Source organism: Streptomyces sp. NPDC002490 (assembly GCF_040296045.1).
Taxonomy (GTDB): Bacteria; Actinomycetota; Actinomycetes; order Streptomycetales; family Streptomycetaceae; genus Streptomyces.
This window is the reverse complement of sequence record NZ_JBEOWM010000016.1, coordinates 48,220-64,786: the sequence shown is the minus strand read 5'-3', so window position 1 is coordinate 64,786 and position 16,567 is coordinate 48,220. Positions and strand designations below refer to the sequence as shown.

The following is a 16,567-nucleotide window of genomic DNA, read 5'->3' as shown; positions in this document are numbered from 1 at the left end:
CGATCCGGTGCCGGGGCGGGAGGAGCCGCACCGGGAGGGGGGTCCCCGGCGGCTACTCCGTCTTGATGGCCGTCAGCATGTTCAGCTTGGCGGCGCTGCGCGCCGGCCAGAGTGCGGCCAGGGCACCGACCAGGCCGGCCAGCAGCAGGAAGAGCCCGACGCGGCCGAAGGGGATCACCAGCTCGTAGCCGGGGATGCTGTCGCGGATCGTCTCGCCGACGGCCCAGCCGAGGAAGGAGCCGAGCGCGATGCCGACGACGGCGCCGTACATCGAGATCACGATGGCCTCCAGGCGGATCATCCGCTTGACGCGGGGCCGGTCCAGGCCGATCGCCCGCAGCATGCCGATCTCCTGCTGCCGTTCGAACACCGACATGGCCAGGGTGTTGACGACGCCGAGCACCGCGATGATCAGGGCCATCGCCAGCAGCCCGTACATGATGTTGAGCATCACGTTGATGACGCCGCCGAACGCGTCGCGGATCTCCTGCTCGTCCTGCACGGCCACGGCCGGGTTGTCCCCGAGGGCGTCGATCAGCGCCTGCTTGTTGGCCTCGGTGGCGCCGCCCTCCATCTTCACCCAGATCTCGCGGATCTCCGGCCGCTCCTCGTAGGGGGCGAACACCTCGCGCGGGACGAGGTAGGGGGAGACGAACTCGTTGTCCTCGTAGACGGCCCCGATGGTCAGCTTCCGGACGTCCTTCTTGCCCTTGCCCTCGAAGGTGGCGGAGACGGTGTCCCCGGCCTTCCAGCCCTGCTCGTCGGCGGTCTTCTCGGCGACGGCGATCCGGCCCTCGGCGAGGGTGTCCAGGGAGCCGTTCACGACGGGCAGGTCGAACACCTCGGCCACCCCGGCCGGGTCGATCCCGGAGGCCGCTCGGTGCTCGCCGTCGATGTCCAGGTGCGCGGCCTGCTGCGCGGAGAACGCGGTCAGGCCCTCGGCCTTGGCCACCGCCGCCACCGCCGACTCGTCCAGGGAGTGCCCGCTGGCCATGGTGACCGCGTAGTCGCCCCGCAGGTTGTCGGTGGTGGTGCGGTCGATGGCCTGCCCGAGGGTGGCGCCGAGCACGGTCAGGCCGGTGACCAGGGTCAGGCCGATGGCGAGCGCGGAGGCGGTGGCCCCGGTGCGGCGCGGGTTGCGGACGGCGTTCTGCGCGGCGAGCTTGCCGGAGACCCCGAAGGCCTTCATCAGGAAGGGCCGGAAGACGGCGATGACGGGGCGGGCCAGTTGCGGGATGAGCACGATGACGCCGATGAGGGCCAGGAAGGCGCCCGCGCCGATCATCATCCGGCCGCTCGAACCGCCCGAGGAGGCGCCGCCCACGATGGCCAGCGCGCCGGCGCCGGTGAGGACCGAGCCGATGACGTTCCGCACCAGCAGGGACTTGGCGGTGGCGGCCGCGTGGACGCTGCTCATGGCGGCGACCGGCGGGATCTTCGCGGCGCGGCGGGCGGGGAGCCAGGCGGCGAGGACGGTGACGGCGATGCCGACGCCGAGGGCGGCGAGGACTGCGGTGGGGGAGACGACCAGGGGGCCGGCGGGGATCTTGACGCCCCAGGAGTCCATGGCGGAGCGCAGGCCGGTGGCGAGGCCGAGGCCGACGCCGAAGCCGATGGCGGAGGCCAGGGTGCCAACGAAGAGGGCCTCCAGGATGATGGACCGCTTGACCTGGCGGCGGGAGGCGCCGACGGCCCGCATCAGGGCCAGTTCCCGGGTGCGCTGGGCGACCAGCATGGTGAAGGTGTTGGCGATCAGGAAGATGCCGACGAAGAGCGCGATGCCGGCGAAGGCCAGTAGCATCGCGTTCATGCCGGCCATGCCGGACTCGATCTCCTTGGCCTCCTCGTCGGCCCACGCCTGCGCGGTCTTGGCCTGGGAGTCCTTGGGCAGCAGCGGCTCGACGCCCGCGAGGACGCGCTCGGCGGGGACGCCGGGCTCGGCGGCGACGGTCAGGTTCTGGAACCGTCCGGCCTGAAGGTACTGCCGCTGGGCCACCTCGGTGTCGAACAGCACCAGGCTGCCGCCCGCGTTCACGGCGCCGTCCTCGGTGGTGAAGATCCCGGTGAGGACGAACTCCTTGACGGGCCCGGTCGAAGCGACCCGCACGGTGTCGCCGACCCGGTACTTCCCCGCGTCGGCGGTGGTCTTGTCGAGGGCGATCTGGGCGGCCTCGACCGGGCCGGTGCCCTGGACGAAGTCGTAGGCGGCGTCCTTGCCGTCCTTGTCGGGGGCGAAGTTGCCGCCCTTGTTGGACCAGCCGCTGCCGATCAGTTCGCCGTCCTGGTCGGCGACCCCGGCGAAGCCGGAGACCCGGCCGGTGACCGCGGCGACCCCGTCCAGGCCCTCGATCTTCTTGAGCGTGGCGGCGGGGATGCCCGCCTCCGTGCTGTCTCCGTAGGGGCCCTCGACGGCGACGGCGATGTTGTCGTAGCTCTTGGCGGATTGGTTGCGGAAGGCGTTGCCGAGGGTGTCGGTGAAGACCAGGGTGCCGGAGACGAAGGCGACGCCGAGCATGACTGCGAGTACGGTCATCAGCAGCCTGGCCTTGTGCGCGAGGACGTTGCGCAAGGCGGTACGGAGCATGGGTGTGGTGTCCTGGGGTGAGGGCCGGGTGGCGGCGATGCGGCGGTGCGGCAGGGGGTGGCGGCCGGGCTGCGGTGCGGGTGGTGGGGTGGCCGGTGGTGTCAGCTGGTGCGGCCCTTGGCGTCGAAGGCCTTCATGCGGTCGAGGACGGCGTCGGCGGTGGGGGTGTGGAGTTCGTCGACGATGCGTCCGTCGGCGAGGAAGATGACGCGGTCGGCGTAGGAGGCGGCGACGGGGTCGTGGGTGACCATGACGACGGTCTGGCCGAGTTCGCGCACCGAGTTGCGGAGGAAGCCGAGGACTTCGGCGCCGGAGCGGGAGTCGAGGTTGCCGGTGGGTTCGTCGCCGAAGATGATCTCGGGGCGGGAGGCGAGGGCGCGGGCGACGGCGACGCGTTGTTGTTGGCCGCCGGAGAGCTGGGTGGGGCGGTGGCCGAGTCGGGCCCGGAGCCCGATCATGTCGATCACGGTGTCCAGCCACTGTCGGTCGGGCTTGCGGCCGGCGATGTCCATGGGGAGGGTGATGTTCTCCAGGGCGGTCAGTGTCGGCAGCAGGTTGAACGCCTGGAAGATGAAACCGATCTTGTCGCGGCGGAGCTGGGTGAGCTGCTTGTCCTTGAGGCTGCCCAACTCGGTCTCACCGATCTTGACGGAGCCGCCGGTGAAGGTGTCGAGGCCCGCGACGCAGTGCATCAGCGTCGACTTCCCGGAGCCCGAGGGGCCCATGATCGCGGTGAACCGGGCCTGGTGGAAATCGACGCTGACCCGGTCCAACGCGACCACCTCGGTCTCGTCCTGGCCGTAAACCTTGCTGAGCTCGGTGGCACGCGCGGCCACGCCCGTGGCCCGGTCGGCGATGGAGTAGGTGGTCACGGGAGGAGGCTCCTGTCGGGGTCGGTGCGGTACGTCATTCATCTTGTCCGTTGATCCGCGCCGTGGAGTCAGCCGTTGTTCCCGTTCCGGTGACAGTCCTCAGACGGACCGGGCCCGTCGCCGTCATACCTGGGGAGGACCCCCGCATCCGCCCGGGGTCTGCCCGGGGGTGTCAGTGCCGCCGTGCACAGTGGGGCGCGGCCGGACCCCGCCGGGCCGGCCGCCGGGCGCCGTCGTCGACGGCGCCGGACCGAGCCGACGAGAGGACGGGCCACCGTGCCGGTCGACAACCAGAAGATCCACGAGCTCGCCGATTCCGGGCTCCTGGCGGGCATGTACGCCGACGACTACTTCCCCGACCACCTGGTCGACCGGGGCAAGGCGATCCTGCTGCGGCTCTGCGAGCGCATCGAGGCTGCACCGGTGGTGGACCTCACGGCGCTGTACGCCCTCACCGCGGTCGCGACCCGGGAGTTCAACGACCTGGAGTCCGCCTTCGACGCGGCGGGCAGCGAGTTCGAGACCGTGGCCCGCGAGGAGATCGGCGAGTCGTTCTTCCTCGTGGCCGAGGCCTACGGATTCGCGGACGCGGACCCCGAGCGGTTGATCGAGGAACGCAACTGGTGACGCCCCCGCCGGATGTCCGAGACGGGTGGTCCGGCTGTGTGTGGTGGTCTGGTGGAGGGTGCCAGAGGGACTCGTGTGGGTGATGTGAGGATCGCCGAGCTGACGACCCGTCGCATCCTGGTGGCCGAAACCCACGCGAACGACCGAACGACCCCCTACACGGACGGTGAAATCCCGTCATTCCACCGACACGGCCGTGACCCGTCGATGACCACGATCTCCGGGTGCGAAGAGGAGGGCCCTGGTGTCTGATGCTCCCTCAGACCTCAATAAAATCAGACAACATCGGGCTGTGACTCGGCTGTTCGGACTACCCGTCCGGATAGGCTCGGACCCCTGGTCACGGCGCCACGGCCCGGGCCCGGATGGTGGAATGCAGACACGGCGAGCTTAAACCTCGCTGCCCCGCGCGGGGCGTACCGGTTCAAGTCCGGTTCCGGGCACTGATCTTCACAATCGCGACGGCCGGCGAGGCGGCCGACCCGCGGCCGGCGGACCCTCGGGCCGGCGCCGGGTCGACGCGGTGGCACTCCCGCGGAGGCGGAGGCAGGGCTCGGCCCGAGCGACCCCGTCGGCGTCGAGACGCGGAGCCCCTCCGAGGGGCCGCGAAGGGCTCCGTGGGTCCGGGGGCGACGAGGCCGCCGCTCGACGTCCCTCCGAGCCCGACGCCCGCACCACCCCGGACGGCCGGCGGCGGGACCATGGCCGAGGCTCCGCCGCCCTCCGGAAACCCCGGCGACAGGGCCGGACTTCGGATGGGGTCGCAGGTCCGCACCCGACGCCGCGGGGAATTCCGCGGTGCATCCCGTCGGGGGGACGGAGCGCCCCGACCGCGAACCGGAGTTGATCGGGAAGGAATCCCGGGGTCCGTGCTCCTGGCGGGCACGCCCGATCGCCTCCGTGTACGGGAACGGGAAGCCTCGCCGCGTCGTTCTCCGGTAGGGGGCGGGCCCGTCGCCGAATTCCGGGATCCGTACGGGTTGGGGAAACAGGCCTGATTTCGAGGCAAAGACAAACCTATCCCGCCTGTTCCCGTCCATGGAATTTCCTGTTCCGGTGTAGCCGTTCGATGCGAACAAGGGGAACGATCGGGCATCTTTCGGTGCTTCGGGCGTCCGAAGGTTGGAGCACGGAACTCCGTTTCCGATGGTCAAATCACCCCGATGCCGTGGTTCTCGGGCGCCGTGGCGGGTGCTTCTACCACCAGCCGTGCGCACTATTCATGGGATGTAACTCTTGGCGCGCACACGTCTGTTGAGGAAACGGAGACCGTCACTGCCGTTGTTCCCGTCGATCACCTCGGATACGTTTCCCAGCGACAACGGCGATCACGAAAGAGGGAAATCATGTTCAAGCGAAAGACCCTGGTTTCTGCCTTAGCCTCCGCTGCCATGGCCGGCGCCGGAGTGCTCGCCGTGTCCGCACCGGCGCAGGCCGCCATTCCGGGCACCGAGCAACTCCGGAACGTCTCCACGGGCTTCTGTCTGGACAGCAATGCCGCGCGGAACGTCTACACCCTCGGCTGCAACGGCGGCGCCTACCAGAACTGGTCGGTCTACTCCTCCGGCGCCGGCTACGTCCTGAAGAACCAGGCCACCGGTTACTGTCTGGACAGCAATGCGGCGCGGAACGTCTACACGCACTCCTGTAATTCCGGCAACTACCAGCGCTGGACCATCTACACCAGTGGTGCCGGTTGGGTGCTGAAGAACGTCTCCACGGGCTTCTGTCTGGACAGCAACGCCGCGCGGGACGTCTACACGCACTCCTGCAACTCCGGCAACTACCAGCGCTGGACCTGATCCTCCCGCGGTGCGACGGACCCGTGAGGTCCCGCCCCGGACGGAAGCCGCCCCGATGACGGAGGCGCCCGCCGCGCGAGCAGGTGGCGCACCGCCGCCGCACGGCGGGACTCCGCCGCCCGCCGAGGAGGCCGGCGGCCGTCCCCCGCGCTGACGGGCGGATCTCCGAGCAGCGGCCCGACGGCCGTGGCACGAGCACGCAGGGCGGCACCTCCGGTCCCTTCGGAGGTGCCGCCTTCCCGCTGGTACGGCCCCGGCCACGTCGGAGCGGACCGAGAAGCGTTCACCACCACCAGGGCGTTACGAGAGGGCGACGATGTTCAAGCGAAAGAGCCTGGTTTCCGTCCTGTGCTCCGCCACGATGGCCGGGGCCGGACTCCTCGCCGTGCCGGGCCCGGCGCAGGCCGCCGTCCCGGGCACCGAGCAATTCATGAACGTCGCCACGGGCCGCTGCCTGGAGAGCGACGCGACGGACCGGGTCTACACGCGCGTCTGCGACGCCGGCGCCCAGCAGAGGTGGACGGTCTCCGGCTCCACCTCCGGCTACTACCTGAAGAACCAGGTCACGGGCCGCTGTCTGGACAGCGACACCCTCGGCGAGGTCGTCACCTACAGCTGCACCACCGCGGCGCGCGGGCGGTGGATCGTCTCCTCGTCCTCCGCCTACGTCCTCAGGTACGCGCTCTCGGGCCACTGCCTGGAGGGCGATGCGACCGGCCAGGTCCACACCCGCACCTGCGACGCCGGCACCCACCAGCGCTGGGCCTGAGCCTCCCGCGGTCCGCGTCTGGCGCCGTGGCCACGGGACACCGGTCGGCCCGGCCCCCGGCACACACCCGGCCTCCCTGCGTTCGGCCGGCGCGTGCGGGTGGATGCCCAGGGGCCTGACCCCCGCCGGCGAGGGCTACCGGTACGGGCCGACCCGCGGGCGCCGGCCGGCCCGGCACCGTGCATTCCCGATTCTTCGAATCCGCAGTGCCCGGTCGAGCGGGTATGCGAACCGACGGGGAAGCGCGCCGGGATGCCGTCGCACGCGCATTCCGCACCCGATTGCCGTGGGTCCGTGGTGACGACACGCTTCCGAACGGGGTAATCGGGTGGCGGTGTCGGGGCCGGTCCGGCGAGAGTGGGGCTCCGGGCCGCCGTGCCCGCGGGGCGGGTGGCCAGCGGCGTCGGATGTGACGCACGCGACCCGTGTTGCTCCAGGCGGATGCGTGGGGACCGGTGAGAACGCCGTGCCCGCCGGGTAAGCGGGTAGGACAGACGAAACAGGTGAGCGTGCGGGAACAGACGGCTACCACCGGACGTTCTTCCGTAACGGAAGGGGAAAGATCCTCCCTAGGCACTAGGGGAGATCCTTTGCCCGCACATTACTCTTGAGCCAAGGCCGCGCAGGGCGGCCATGGAGGAGTGAAATGAGGAGCAGTAACCCGGTCTTCTCGCGTCGGGGGTTCAGCCGCGACAACGGCTACGCGGGGTTCAACGCCGCGCCGCAGGCCGGGGGACCCGCCGTCCAGACCCAGGGCAACCCGTACGCGCAGGGCACCGCCGCGCCCACCAACCCGTACGCCGCCAACCCCTACGCGCAGCCGGACGGCCTCCAGGGCGCCGGCCCGCAGGCCCCGGTCTCCACCGGTCGCATGACGATGGACGACGTCATCGTGCGCACGGCGACCACGCTGGGCATCCTGGTCGTCACGGCCGCGCTCGCCTGGGCGCTGCTGCCGGTGGACGACGCGAACATCGGTCGCGCGATCGGCGTCGCCGTCGTCGCCGGTCTCGCCGCGATGGTGCTGGGCCTCGTCCAGTCCTTCAAGCGCAAGGCGTCGCCCGCGCTGATCGTGTCCTACGCCGCCCTGGAAGGCGTCTTCCTCGGCGTCATCTCCAGCATCGTCGACAACCGCATCGCGAGCGGCGCGGCCATGCAGGCCGTGATCGGCACCATGGCGGTCTTCGCCGCGGTGCTGGTCGCCTACAAGGCGGGCTGGATCCGCGTCAACCGTCGCTTCTACGGCTTCGTGATGGCCGCGGCGCTCGGCTTCGTCCTGCTGATGGCCGTGAACATGCTGTTCGCGGTGTTCGGCGGCGGTGACGGCCTCGGCTTCCGCAGCGGCACGCTCGGCATCGTCTTCGGCATCGTCGGTGTCCTGCTCGGCGCCTGCTTCCTGGCCCTCGACTTCAAGCAGGTCGAGGACGGCATCGCCTACGGCGCCCCGCGCGAGGAGGCGTGGCTCGCCGCCTTCGGCATGACGATGACCCTGGTCTGGATCTACCTGGAGTTCCTGCGTCTGATCGCCATCCTCCAGAGCAGCGACTGACCCGGGGCGGGCCCGGCGCCCGCCCCGCCCGGTCGACGGACGGCCCCGCGAACCACTGGTTCGCGGGGCCGTCCGCGTGCGTCGGCCCCCGGGAGCCCGGCGTGCGGGCATCGCATAGGGTCGGGCCGTGCTTGATACGACGCCGCTGACCGCCGCCGTGGACCGCTTCGCCGACCACCTGCGGGCCGCCCCGCAGAGCCGCCTCCAGCGCGGCGCCGCCGCCGTGGCGCTCGACCTCGCCCGGGAGCTCTCCCGGCGCGCCCAGCGCATCGAGGCCCCCGGCACCGAGCCCCGCGAGATGCCCGACGCGGGGATGTTCGCGGTCGCCGACCAGGTGACGGTGGCCGCCCGCGACCTGGCGGTGGTGCTGGGGGACTCCGAGCAGCTCACCGAGGCGGTCGCCCTGGTGCAGGAGGCACAGGCCCGCGCCGGCGTGTGAACGCAGAGCGCGGGGGCGGGCACGCCCTGGGGCGTGCGCGCCCCCGCGTTCTGTGGTGCGGGAGGGTCAGAGCGAGGCGATGACCCGGTCGGCGAGGACGTACACCGTCTCCTCGCCGCAGGTGAAGGTCAGCGCGTAGGCGCCCGATATCCCGGAGCCCCCCAGCAGGACCGGTGCGTCACCGGCGTGCAGTGCCGCGGCGAGCCGTTCGGCGGTCTCGCGGTGGCCGGGGCTCATGCACAGCGTGGTGCCGTCCTCGAAGACGTAGACGTCCAGGGTGCCGAGCGGGCCGGGGCGGACGTCGGCGAGGGCGGCCCGGGTCGCCGCCAACTCCTCCAGGCACAGCACGGTGCGCTCGTGGTCGCCGATCGGGGTGAACGACGGGGGCTGGGTGGCCTGGACGGGCACGAAGTCGGGGTGCGAGGGGTGGCGTCGGCGGGCGGCGGCCAGCTCGGGGGAGTCGCCGGGGTGGCCGGGGCGGGCCTCCTGGCCGTCGACGGGACGACCGGGCCCGATGAGCGTGGTGGTCTCGGGCGTCCCCTCCGCGGGGTCGGCGCCCGGCCCGTCCACGAGTCCTTCGGCGCCCTCCGGGCCCTCCGGCGCGGTCGCGGGGTGCGGTTCGGGGGAGTCCAGGCGGCCCACGAAGTCGGTCGGTCGGGGCAGGTACAGGTCATCGGCGGTCAGACCGAGCAGGGACGGCGCGTCGGCGATGTCCCGCGCCTCCTGGGCGGCCCAGAAGGCGCGCGCCTCGGCGAGTTCGCGTTCCCGTTCCTCCGCGAGGGCGGCGGCGACCGCCGTGCGTATCTCCTCGGTGTCGGCGGAACGGGCCGTGGGCACCAGGGCGCGGGCATCGGCCGTGGCGCGCGCCACGAGTTCCGTGCGCAGCTCGGAGAGCTGGCGGCGCAGCCCGAGCACGACGCACAGGGCGGCGGTTCCCACGGCGGTGGCGGCGACCGTGGTGACCAGCAAAGCGGTGGACATGGCGCTCACGTAGTACTCCCGGTGTCAGTCGACCCCCGACTTCCCATCTCAGCTTGCGGTGCGGACCCACCCTCTGTCAGTGCATTACGTCACGAATCGGGCAGATCGCTGGATTTATGAACAATCCAAGATGGGAGTGCAGTCCCGGGCAACCGTGTGAGCTGCGCAAACGTTCTCCCCGTAGGGGACGCGTCTTGATGTCCTGGGGGAGACGGGGTCACGATGCGCGACGCACGCCCGAGAGCGCACAACCGTAACCAACGCCGGCCCGGCCCCTCAAGGGGGCACGGGTAACGGGAGGGGCGCCGGGCCGGGGGGTGCGCCTGCTCAGGAGAGCCGTTCCAGCACCATCGCCATGCCCTGGCCGCCGCCCACGCACATGGTCTCCAGACCGAACTGCTTGTCGTGGAACCGCAGGCTGTTGATCAGGGTGCCGGTGATCCGGGCCCCGGTCATCCCGAACGGGTGGCCCACCGCGATGGCGCCGCCGTTCACGTTCAACCGGTCGAGGTCCACGCCCAGCGCGCGGTAGGAGGGGATCACCTGCGCGGCGAACGCCTCGTTGATCTCCACCAGGTCGATGTCCCCGATGGTGAGCCCCGCGCGGGCGAGCGCCTGCTGCGAGGCCTCGACCGGCCCGAGGCCCATGATCTCGGGGGAGAGCGCGGACAGTCCCGTGGAGACGATCCGGGCGAGCGGGGTGAGCCCGAGGTCGCGGGCCTTGGTGTCGCTCATGATCACCAGCGCGGCGGCGCCGTCGTTCAGCGGACAGCAGTTGCCGGCGGTGACCAGCCCGTCGGGCCGGAACACCGGCTTCAGGCCCGCCACGCCCTCCAGGGTGACCCCGGCGCGCGGCCCGTCGTCCGCGGTGACGACCGTGCCGTCCGGGGTGGTGACGGGGGTGATCTCGCGTTCCCAGAAGCCCCGGGCGATGGCCTGCTCGGCGAGGTTCTGGGAGCGCACCCCGAACTCGTCCATCTCCGTGCGGGTGATGCCCTCCCGGCGGGCCAGGTTCTCCGCGGTCTGCCCCATCGCGATGTAGGCGTCCGGGAGGAGCCCGTCCTCGCGCGGATCGTGCCAGCCGGCGCCGGTGGACGCGGCGACGGCGGCGGTGCGGGCCTCCGCCTCGGCGAAGAGCGGGTTGTGCGTGTCGGGCAGGCTGTCGGAGTTCCCCTTGGCGAAGCGGGACACCATCTCCACGCCCGCCGAGACGAACACCTCGCCCTCGCCCGCCTTGATCGCGTGCAGGGCCATCCGGCTGGTCTGGAGCGAGGAGGAGCAGTAACGGGTGACGGTGCACCCCGGCAGGTGGTCCAGGCCCAACTGCACCGCCACGATCCGCCCCAGGTTGTTGCCCTGCTCGCCGCCGGGCAGCCCGCAGCCCAACATCAGGTCGTCGATCTCGCGCGGGTCCAGCCCGGGGACCCGGGCGAGCGCGGCGGCGACCACCGTGGCGGTCAGGTCGTCGGCACGCAGGTCCTTCAGCGAACCCTTGAACGCGCGCCCGATGGGGGAGCGGGCGGTGGCGACGATCACGGCTTCGGGCATCGGGTTCTCCTTGCCGGGGGGACCGGGCCGGACGGGTCGGGCGCCGGGCGGGGCGCTTGCGGTCCGGCGCGATCGGGCGGTACGGACGGGTTCCTGCGGTCGCGCGGGGTGACGCGCACGTAAGTTACCGCTACGTAGCTCCTCGGTCACGAGGGTCGGAGTGTGACCCGGACCGCATTTCCAAGCGCTTGCTCAGCGTACTCCGGCCGGCCCGGGGACGGGCCGGACGAGGTGACGGAGGCCGCGGCCCGCCTGGTTCCGGCCGCCGGGGCGGGGCGTCCCGGCCATGTCCTCGCCGATCGGCGGGTGTCCTCCGCCCGACGATCGGACGGGCGCACCCCGCCGGACTGCGGATCGAAAGGGTGAGGAAACGGACGGTCACCTCAGATGTTGCTGAAATGCCGGTGCGTCCCCGCGCCCCGCCCTGGCACTGTCTGCCGCAGCGGGCGCAGCACCCGACCGGCGGCCAGGGGGGCCCGACCGGCGGCCGGCGCCCGACCAGGAAAGCGGGGACCCATGAGAACGATCACGCGCGGTGCGCTGGTGCTCACGATGGTGTCGGCGGGCACCGTCGTCGCGGCCCATCCCAGCGCCGCGGCCTGTGCTCCGGAGAAGCCCAGGTTCACCCTGTCGAACGCCAAGAACAGCTACCGCCCGACCAACGTGATGAGCGACTTCATCCAGGGCCCGGGGCGGATCAACTACGCCAAGACCAAGACGGCCACCGCCGGCTGGTCCGGCTCCGCCGGGCTCAGCGGCGACATCGAGGTGCTCGTCGTCAAGATCTCCGCCAAGTACGAGGGCACCTACACCAAGTCCTGGAGCGACTCGGACACCTGGACGTACAGCCTGGACATCGCTCGGGGCAAGACCCAGCGCATCCGGATGTACCACGCCTCCAAGAAGGTCAACGTGACCAAGAAGGTCTTCAACAACGGCCAGTGCCGCTGGCGGACCGCGTACGCCAACAAGACCGTGGACGTGCCCAAGCGGCAGAACGTCAACGTCTGGAAGCGCGAGAACCTCTGATCCCGCGCTCCGCCGCCCGGGCCGCACGGCCCGGGCGGCGGAGCCGCATCAGGGGGCGGCGGGGCTCGGACGGTCCTGGTCCACCTCCGGCCCGGGGCTGTGGATGCGCCGCCGGCGCCGCCGCTTCAGCAGTGCCCACGGGCCCCGCGGACCGGTCTGCGGGGCCGCGGTGACCTCCGTGCCGCCCTCCTCCGCGGCCCGCACCGCCGCCCGCGCCACCGGCAGGAACCCCTCGTCCCGGAAGGCGTCCGGCCGCTCCTCCTCCGGCCACAGCCCGAGCGCCGCGCACACCGTGGGCAGGACGGCCATCGACGCGGTCCCGTAGCCCTCCGCGGAGGGGTGGAAGTTGTCCGGGCCGAACAACTCCCGGGGGTTGGCCGCGAACTCCGGACCGAGCAGGTCGCCGAGGGACACGGTCCGCCCGCCCTGCTCCACCACCCCGATGGTCTGGGCGGCGGCCAACTGCCGCGAGGTGCGCCGGGCGAGCCAGCGCAACGGCTGGTACACCGGTTCGATCGTGCCCAGGTCGGGACAGGTGCCCACCACCACCTCCGCCCCCGCGGTGCGCAGCCGGCGCACCGCGGTCGACAACCAGCGCACCGAACGGGTGGGCGGGATGCGATGCGTCACGTCATTGGCGCCGATCATGATCACGCAGACGTCCGGCATCCGCTCCGGCGCCGCCAGCACCAGCCCCACCTGGCGCTCCAGGTCGTCGGAGCGGGCACCGGGCTGGGCGACGGTCCGCAACTCCACCGGCCGGTCCGCGACCGCGGCCAACCCCGAGGCCAACAGGGCACCAGGGGCCTCCCTGGCCCGGTGCACCCCCACCCCCGCGGCCGTGGAGTCGCCCAACATCACCAGTCGCAAGGGTTCCCCGCCGCCGGCCAGCCCCGCCCCGTAGCGGCCGTCCGCCCGCGGCGGCGCCGGGCTGCCCCCGCCGTGGTTGCCCACCTGCCGCTTCGCCAACTGCACCTCGGCCAACACCACCCCGACCGTCGCGACCCCCAGCAGCCCGATCCCGCCGCCGCCGTACGCCGCGCCCGCGGCGATCCGCCGTGCCACCCTCGCCCTCGACATGCGCCGCAGCCACCTCCTCGGAGCCGTACACCCAGTCCTTGCCCCGCCGGGACGGTGCGCCAATCGCGAGCGACGGGTGAACGGTCGGGGCCGAACGGCGGTGCCCGTCCGGCCGCCCGCGCCGGGGTGTGCACCGGCGCGCACCGGCCCCCGGACCACCGTGCCCCCGGCCCGCCGCGCGGGGCCGGGCCGTAGGGTGAGGACGAACCCTCACCCTTCAGCACAGCCCGGAGACAACGGTGCACTTCCACGACTCGATGGTCAGCCTCGTCGGCAACACCCCGCTGGTACGGCTCAACAACGTCACCGACGGCATCCGGGCGACGGTCCTGGCCAAGGTCGAGTACTTCAACCCGGGCGGCTCCGTGAAGGACCGCATCGCCCTGCGCATGATCGAGGCCGCCGAGGAGAGCGGCGCGCTGCTCCCCGGCGGCACCATCGTCGAGCCCACCAGCGGCAACACCGGCGTCGGCCTGGCGATCGTGGCCCAGCAGAAGGGCTACAAGTGCATCTTCGTCTGCCCGGACAAGGTGTCCACCGACAAGATCAACGTGCTGCGCGCCTACGGCGCCGAGGTCGTCGTCTGCCCCACCGCCGTGGACCCCGAGCACCCGGACTCGTACTACAACGTCTCCGACCGCCTGGTCCGCGAAACCCCCGGTGCCTGGAAGCCCGACCAGTACAGCAACCCGCAGAACCCGCTCTCGCACTACCACTCCACGGGCCCCGAACTGTGGGAGCAGACCGAGGGGAAGATCACCCACTTCGTGGCCGGCGTCGGCACCGGCGGCACCATCTCCGGCACCGGCCGCTACCTCAAGGACGCCAGCGAGGGCCGGGTCCAGGTGATCGGCGCCGACCCGGAGGGCTCGGTGTACTCGGGCGGCTCCGGCCGGCCCTACCTAGTCGAGGGCGTCGGCGAGGACTTCTGGCCCGACGCCTACGACCGCACCGTGGCCGACGAGATCGTGCCCGTGTCCGACAAGGACTCCTTCCAGATGACCCGCCGACTCGCCAAGGAGGAGGGCCTCCTGGTCGGCGGCTCCTGCGGGATGGCGGTCGTCGCCGCGCTCCGGGTCGCCGAACGCCTCGGCCCGGACGACGTGGTCGTCGTCCTCCTCCCGGACAGCGGACGCGGCTACCTCTCCAAGATCTTCAACGACGAGTGGATGGCCGACTACGGCTTCCTGGAGGACACCGGCAGCGCCGCCCGGGTCGCCGACGTGCTGCGCGACAAGGAGGGCGACCTCCCCTCCCTGGTGCACATGCACCCCGACGAGACGGTCGGCCAGGCCATCGAGGTGCTCCGCGAGTACGGCGTCTCCCAGATGCCCATCGTGAAGCCGGGCGCCGGCCACCCCGACGTGATGGCCGCGGAGGTCGTCGGCTCGGTCGTCGAACGCGAGCTGCTGGACGCCCTCTTCACCCAGCGGGCCTCCCTCGCCGACCCCTTGGAGAAGCACATGTCCGCCCCGCTGCCGCAGGTCGGCTCCGGGGAACCGGTCGCCGACCTGATGTCGGTCCTGGGCGTGGCGGACGCCGCGATCGTCCTGGTCGAGGGGAAGCCCACGGGTGTGGTGAGCCGTCAGGACCTGCTCGCCTTCCTGGCGAAGGCCGCGGGGTAGTCGACGGGTCGGAGGGGCGTCGTCCGCCCGGATCGCGTGCGGACCGGGGAGCTCGACTGTCAGCGGCCCCGCGTACGGTTCGCGGATGGACGATCAGCCGAACTCCCTTGCCCTGATCCATGACTTCGCCACCTGGGAACCCGTGCTGCGGCTCCTGCTGGCCGACCGGCCCCGGGACCACGGCACGTGGCCGGTGCGGGTGGCGGGGCGCATCGGCCGGGGCGGCTGGAGCCTGGCCCTGAACCGTCCGACGCCGCCGCCCGGGCGGGCGGTGCAGGCGGAGGACCGGCGGGAGGAGACGGAGGCGGTGGACCGGGTGCGCAACGCGCTCGCGGGCACCGCAGTCGACAGCCTGGCGTTCACCGCGGAGGTGGAGCAGTCCGGGAGGACCGCGCTCCACCTGGCGGCGCCCAGCCCGGCGGTGGAGCCCGGCATCGGCCCGCACCCGGGGGCGCTCGTCCTGGTCGACGGCTCCGTTCCGGAGCCCTGGCGCAGGCTCCCGGACCCGGCGCCCGAGGCGGTGCCCGCCCCCTCGGCGGACCTGGAGCTGCTGGAACGGACGCTGCGCGAACGCCTGCCGGACGCCGTCGGCGCCACCGAGGAGGAGATCGCCGCCACCGAGGCGCGCCTCGGCCTCGCGCTGCCCGACGAGCTCAAGGCGCTCTACCGGGTGACCCGGGTGCCGTGGGACGACCCGGACCGCTACGAGGAAGCGGACCGCATCGGCGATGCGGTCGGCTGTGACCTCTCCGACCTCGGCGACCTGTACGTGGCCGACCCGGCGTCCCGGCACTGCCGTTGGGGTTCCGGTGCCACGGAGGCGGTCGTCACCCCGCCCGATGCCGCGGTGCAGGGCCTCGTGGGCTCACCGGGCTGGATCGCCTTCGGCGACAACGGCGGCGGTGACCAGCTGGCCGTCGACCTCACCCCGGGCCCGCGCGGACACACCGGGCAGGTCATCCTGCTCTCCCACGAGCGGGACACCGGCGCCGAACTCCTCGCCGACTCCCTCACCGACCTGGTGCTCGGCCGGCCCCCCGCGGAACCCGACGACCCGCGGGTGCGGCGGCAGTCGCCCGTGGTGGCCAGGGTCAACCGGTCCAGCCTGGAGAGCGTCCGGGCCGCCGCCCACCCCGCCCTGGAAGTCCTCTCCATCGGCGTGTGGGAGGGCGCACCGCTCAGCCTCGCCCCCGTCGTCGGACTGCCCCGACTGCGCACCCTCACCGCCTACCCGGGCACCCTGGCCGACCCCCTGGAGATCAAGGAGCTGACGGGGCTGGAGTTCCTGGCGCTCGGCCCGCAGGAGTGGCGGGTCCTCCTGGACGCCGGGGCCGTACCGCCGAGCCTGTCGGCGGCGGCCGTCGTGGTCCACGGCGACCAGGACCCCCTGCCGATCGTGGCCCTCGCCAACGAGGTCCTGGCCCTCCGGGGCCGACCCCCGATCGTCCGGACCGTCCTCGAAGGCGACCTCGGCCCGCTGGCGTAGCCGGCGTTCCGGGCGCCGGGCCGGGGCCGGGCTGGCCCCGGCCCGCGGAGGCCGGCGGTGGCGTGCGGGGCGGAGCGGGTCCACCGGTCCGGCGGGGGCCTTCGGGCGAGCCGTGGGGTGCCCACGAACTCGATCGACCGCCCGAAGACCCCGGCCGTCATCCACCGGCAGGCGCC

13 protein-coding genes and 1 tRNA gene are annotated in these 16,567 nt (G+C 72.3%); 9 read left to right on the top strand and 5 right to left on the bottom strand.

The genetic code is table 11. The features are described from left to right. Positions 1 to 52 precede the first annotated feature (52 nt). Complete coding sequence (locus tag ABT092_RS12930) at positions 53 to 2,584, bottom strand: ABC transporter permease (protein ID WP_351242963.1); 2,532 nt, start codon at positions 2,582 to 2,584, stop codon at positions 53 to 55. Positions 2,585 to 2,685: 101 nt separating this feature from the next. After that, positions 2,686 to 3,456, bottom strand: coding sequence for an ABC transporter ATP-binding protein (locus ABT092_RS12925; RefSeq protein WP_351240681.1), 771 nt, complete (start codon positions 3,454 to 3,456; stop codon positions 2,686 to 2,688). Between the two features lie 276 nt (positions 3,457 to 3,732). Here ABT092_RS12925 and ABT092_RS12920 point away from each other — a divergent pair, with 276 nt between their 5' ends. The 6 genes from ABT092_RS12920 to ABT092_RS12895 all read left to right on the top strand — a co-directional run bounded on the left by ABT092_RS12920 (position 3,733) and on the right by ABT092_RS12895 (position 8,642). Further along, positions 3,733 to 4,083, top strand: a complete 351-nt coding sequence (locus ABT092_RS12920) for a DUF5713 family protein (RefSeq protein ID WP_351242961.1) — start codon at positions 3,733 to 3,735, stop codon at positions 4,081 to 4,083. A gap of 359 nt (positions 4,084 to 4,442) precedes the next feature. After that, positions 4,443 to 4,526 (top strand) — tRNA-Leu (locus ABT092_RS12915). A 948-nt stretch (positions 4,527 to 5,474) separates the two neighbouring features. After that, complete coding sequence (locus tag ABT092_RS12910) at positions 5,475 to 5,885, top strand: RICIN domain-containing protein (protein ID WP_351242959.1); 411 nt, start codon at positions 5,475 to 5,477, stop codon at positions 5,883 to 5,885. Positions 5,886 to 6,201: 316 nt separating this feature from the next. After that, positions 6,202 to 6,654 (top strand): RICIN domain-containing protein, encoded by a 453-nt coding sequence (locus ABT092_RS12905; protein ID WP_351242957.1) that lies wholly within the window; start codon positions 6,202 to 6,204, stop codon positions 6,652 to 6,654. Between the two features lie 646 nt (positions 6,655 to 7,300). Continuing rightward, on the top strand, positions 7,301 to 8,203 hold the full coding sequence (locus ABT092_RS12900; RefSeq protein WP_351242955.1) for a Bax inhibitor-1/YccA family protein: 903 nt from the start codon (positions 7,301 to 7,303) through the stop codon (positions 8,201 to 8,203). Positions 8,204 to 8,330: 127 nt separating this feature from the next. Continuing rightward, the gene (locus tag ABT092_RS12895) at positions 8,331 to 8,642 is read left to right on the top strand and encodes a hypothetical protein (RefSeq protein WP_351242953.1); all 312 of its coding nucleotides are present in this window, start codon (positions 8,331 to 8,333) and stop codon (positions 8,640 to 8,642) included. A gap of 66 nt (positions 8,643 to 8,708) precedes the next feature. Here the strand turns inward: ABT092_RS12895 and ABT092_RS12890 are convergent, their stop codons facing one another. Both ABT092_RS12890 and ABT092_RS12885 read right to left on the bottom strand, forming a co-directional pair. Beyond that, positions 8,709 to 9,623 (bottom strand): hypothetical protein, encoded by a 915-nt coding sequence (locus tag ABT092_RS12890; RefSeq protein ID WP_502968433.1) that lies wholly within the window; start codon positions 9,621 to 9,623, stop codon positions 8,709 to 8,711. A gap of 327 nt (positions 9,624 to 9,950) precedes the next feature. Then, complete coding sequence (locus tag ABT092_RS12885; RefSeq protein ID WP_351242949.1) at positions 9,951 to 11,171, bottom strand: acetyl-CoA C-acetyltransferase; 1,221 nt, start codon at positions 11,169 to 11,171, stop codon at positions 9,951 to 9,953. Positions 11,172 to 11,687: 516 nt separating this feature from the next. On the opposite strand from ABT092_RS12885, the gene ABT092_RS12880 reads away from it, so the two are divergent. Beyond that, positions 11,688 to 12,200, top strand: a complete 513-nt coding sequence (locus ABT092_RS12880; protein WP_351242947.1) for a hypothetical protein — start codon at positions 11,688 to 11,690, stop codon at positions 12,198 to 12,200. A 48-nt stretch (positions 12,201 to 12,248) separates the two neighbouring features. On the opposite strand, the gene ABT092_RS12875 is transcribed toward ABT092_RS12880, so the two are convergent. Continuing rightward, positions 12,249 to 13,280, bottom strand: coding sequence for an SGNH/GDSL hydrolase family protein (locus ABT092_RS12875; protein WP_351242945.1), 1,032 nt, complete (start codon positions 13,278 to 13,280; stop codon positions 12,249 to 12,251). Positions 13,281 to 13,519: 239 nt separating this feature from the next. On the opposite strand from ABT092_RS12875, the gene ABT092_RS12870 reads away from it, so the two are divergent. Beyond that, the gene (locus ABT092_RS12870) at positions 13,520 to 14,905 is read left to right on the top strand and encodes a cystathionine beta-synthase (protein WP_351242943.1); all 1,386 of its coding nucleotides are present in this window, start codon (positions 13,520 to 13,522) and stop codon (positions 14,903 to 14,905) included. A gap of 85 nt (positions 14,906 to 14,990) precedes the next feature. Beyond that, positions 14,991 to 16,391, top strand: coding sequence for an SMI1/KNR4 family protein (locus ABT092_RS12865; protein ID WP_351242941.1), 1,401 nt, complete (start codon positions 14,991 to 14,993; stop codon positions 16,389 to 16,391). Positions 16,392 to 16,567 lie beyond the last annotated feature (176 nt).

Coding starts and splice junctions, on each gene's coding strand:
- ABT092_RS12930 (WP_351242963.1), bottom strand. CDS start 2,584: ATGCTCCGTACCGCCTTGCGCAACGTCCTCGCGCACAAGGCCAGGCTG.
- ABT092_RS12910 (WP_351242959.1), top strand. CDS start 5,475: ATGGCCGGCGCCGGAGTGCTCGCCGTGTCCGCACCGGCGCAGGCCGCC.
- ABT092_RS12905 (WP_351242957.1), top strand. CDS start 6,202: ATGTTCAAGCGAAAGAGCCTGGTTTCCGTCCTGTGCTCCGCCACGATG.
- ABT092_RS12900 (WP_351242955.1), top strand. CDS start 7,301: ATGAGGAGCAGTAACCCGGTCTTCTCGCGTCGGGGGTTCAGCCGCGAC.
- ABT092_RS12890 (WP_502968433.1), bottom strand. CDS start 9,623: ATGTCCACCGCTTTGCTGGTCACCACGGTCGCCGCCACCGCCGTGGGA.
- ABT092_RS12885 (WP_351242949.1), bottom strand. CDS start 11,171: ATGCCCGAAGCCGTGATCGTCGCCACCGCCCGCTCCCCCATCGGGCGC.
- ABT092_RS12880 (WP_351242947.1), top strand. CDS start 11,688: ATGAGAACGATCACGCGCGGTGCGCTGGTGCTCACGATGGTGTCGGCG.
- ABT092_RS12875 (WP_351242945.1), bottom strand. CDS start 13,280: ATGTCGAGGGCGAGGGTGGCACGGCGGATCGCCGCGGGCGCGGCGTAC.
- ABT092_RS12865 (WP_351242941.1), top strand. CDS start 14,991: ATGGACGATCAGCCGAACTCCCTTGCCCTGATCCATGACTTCGCCACC.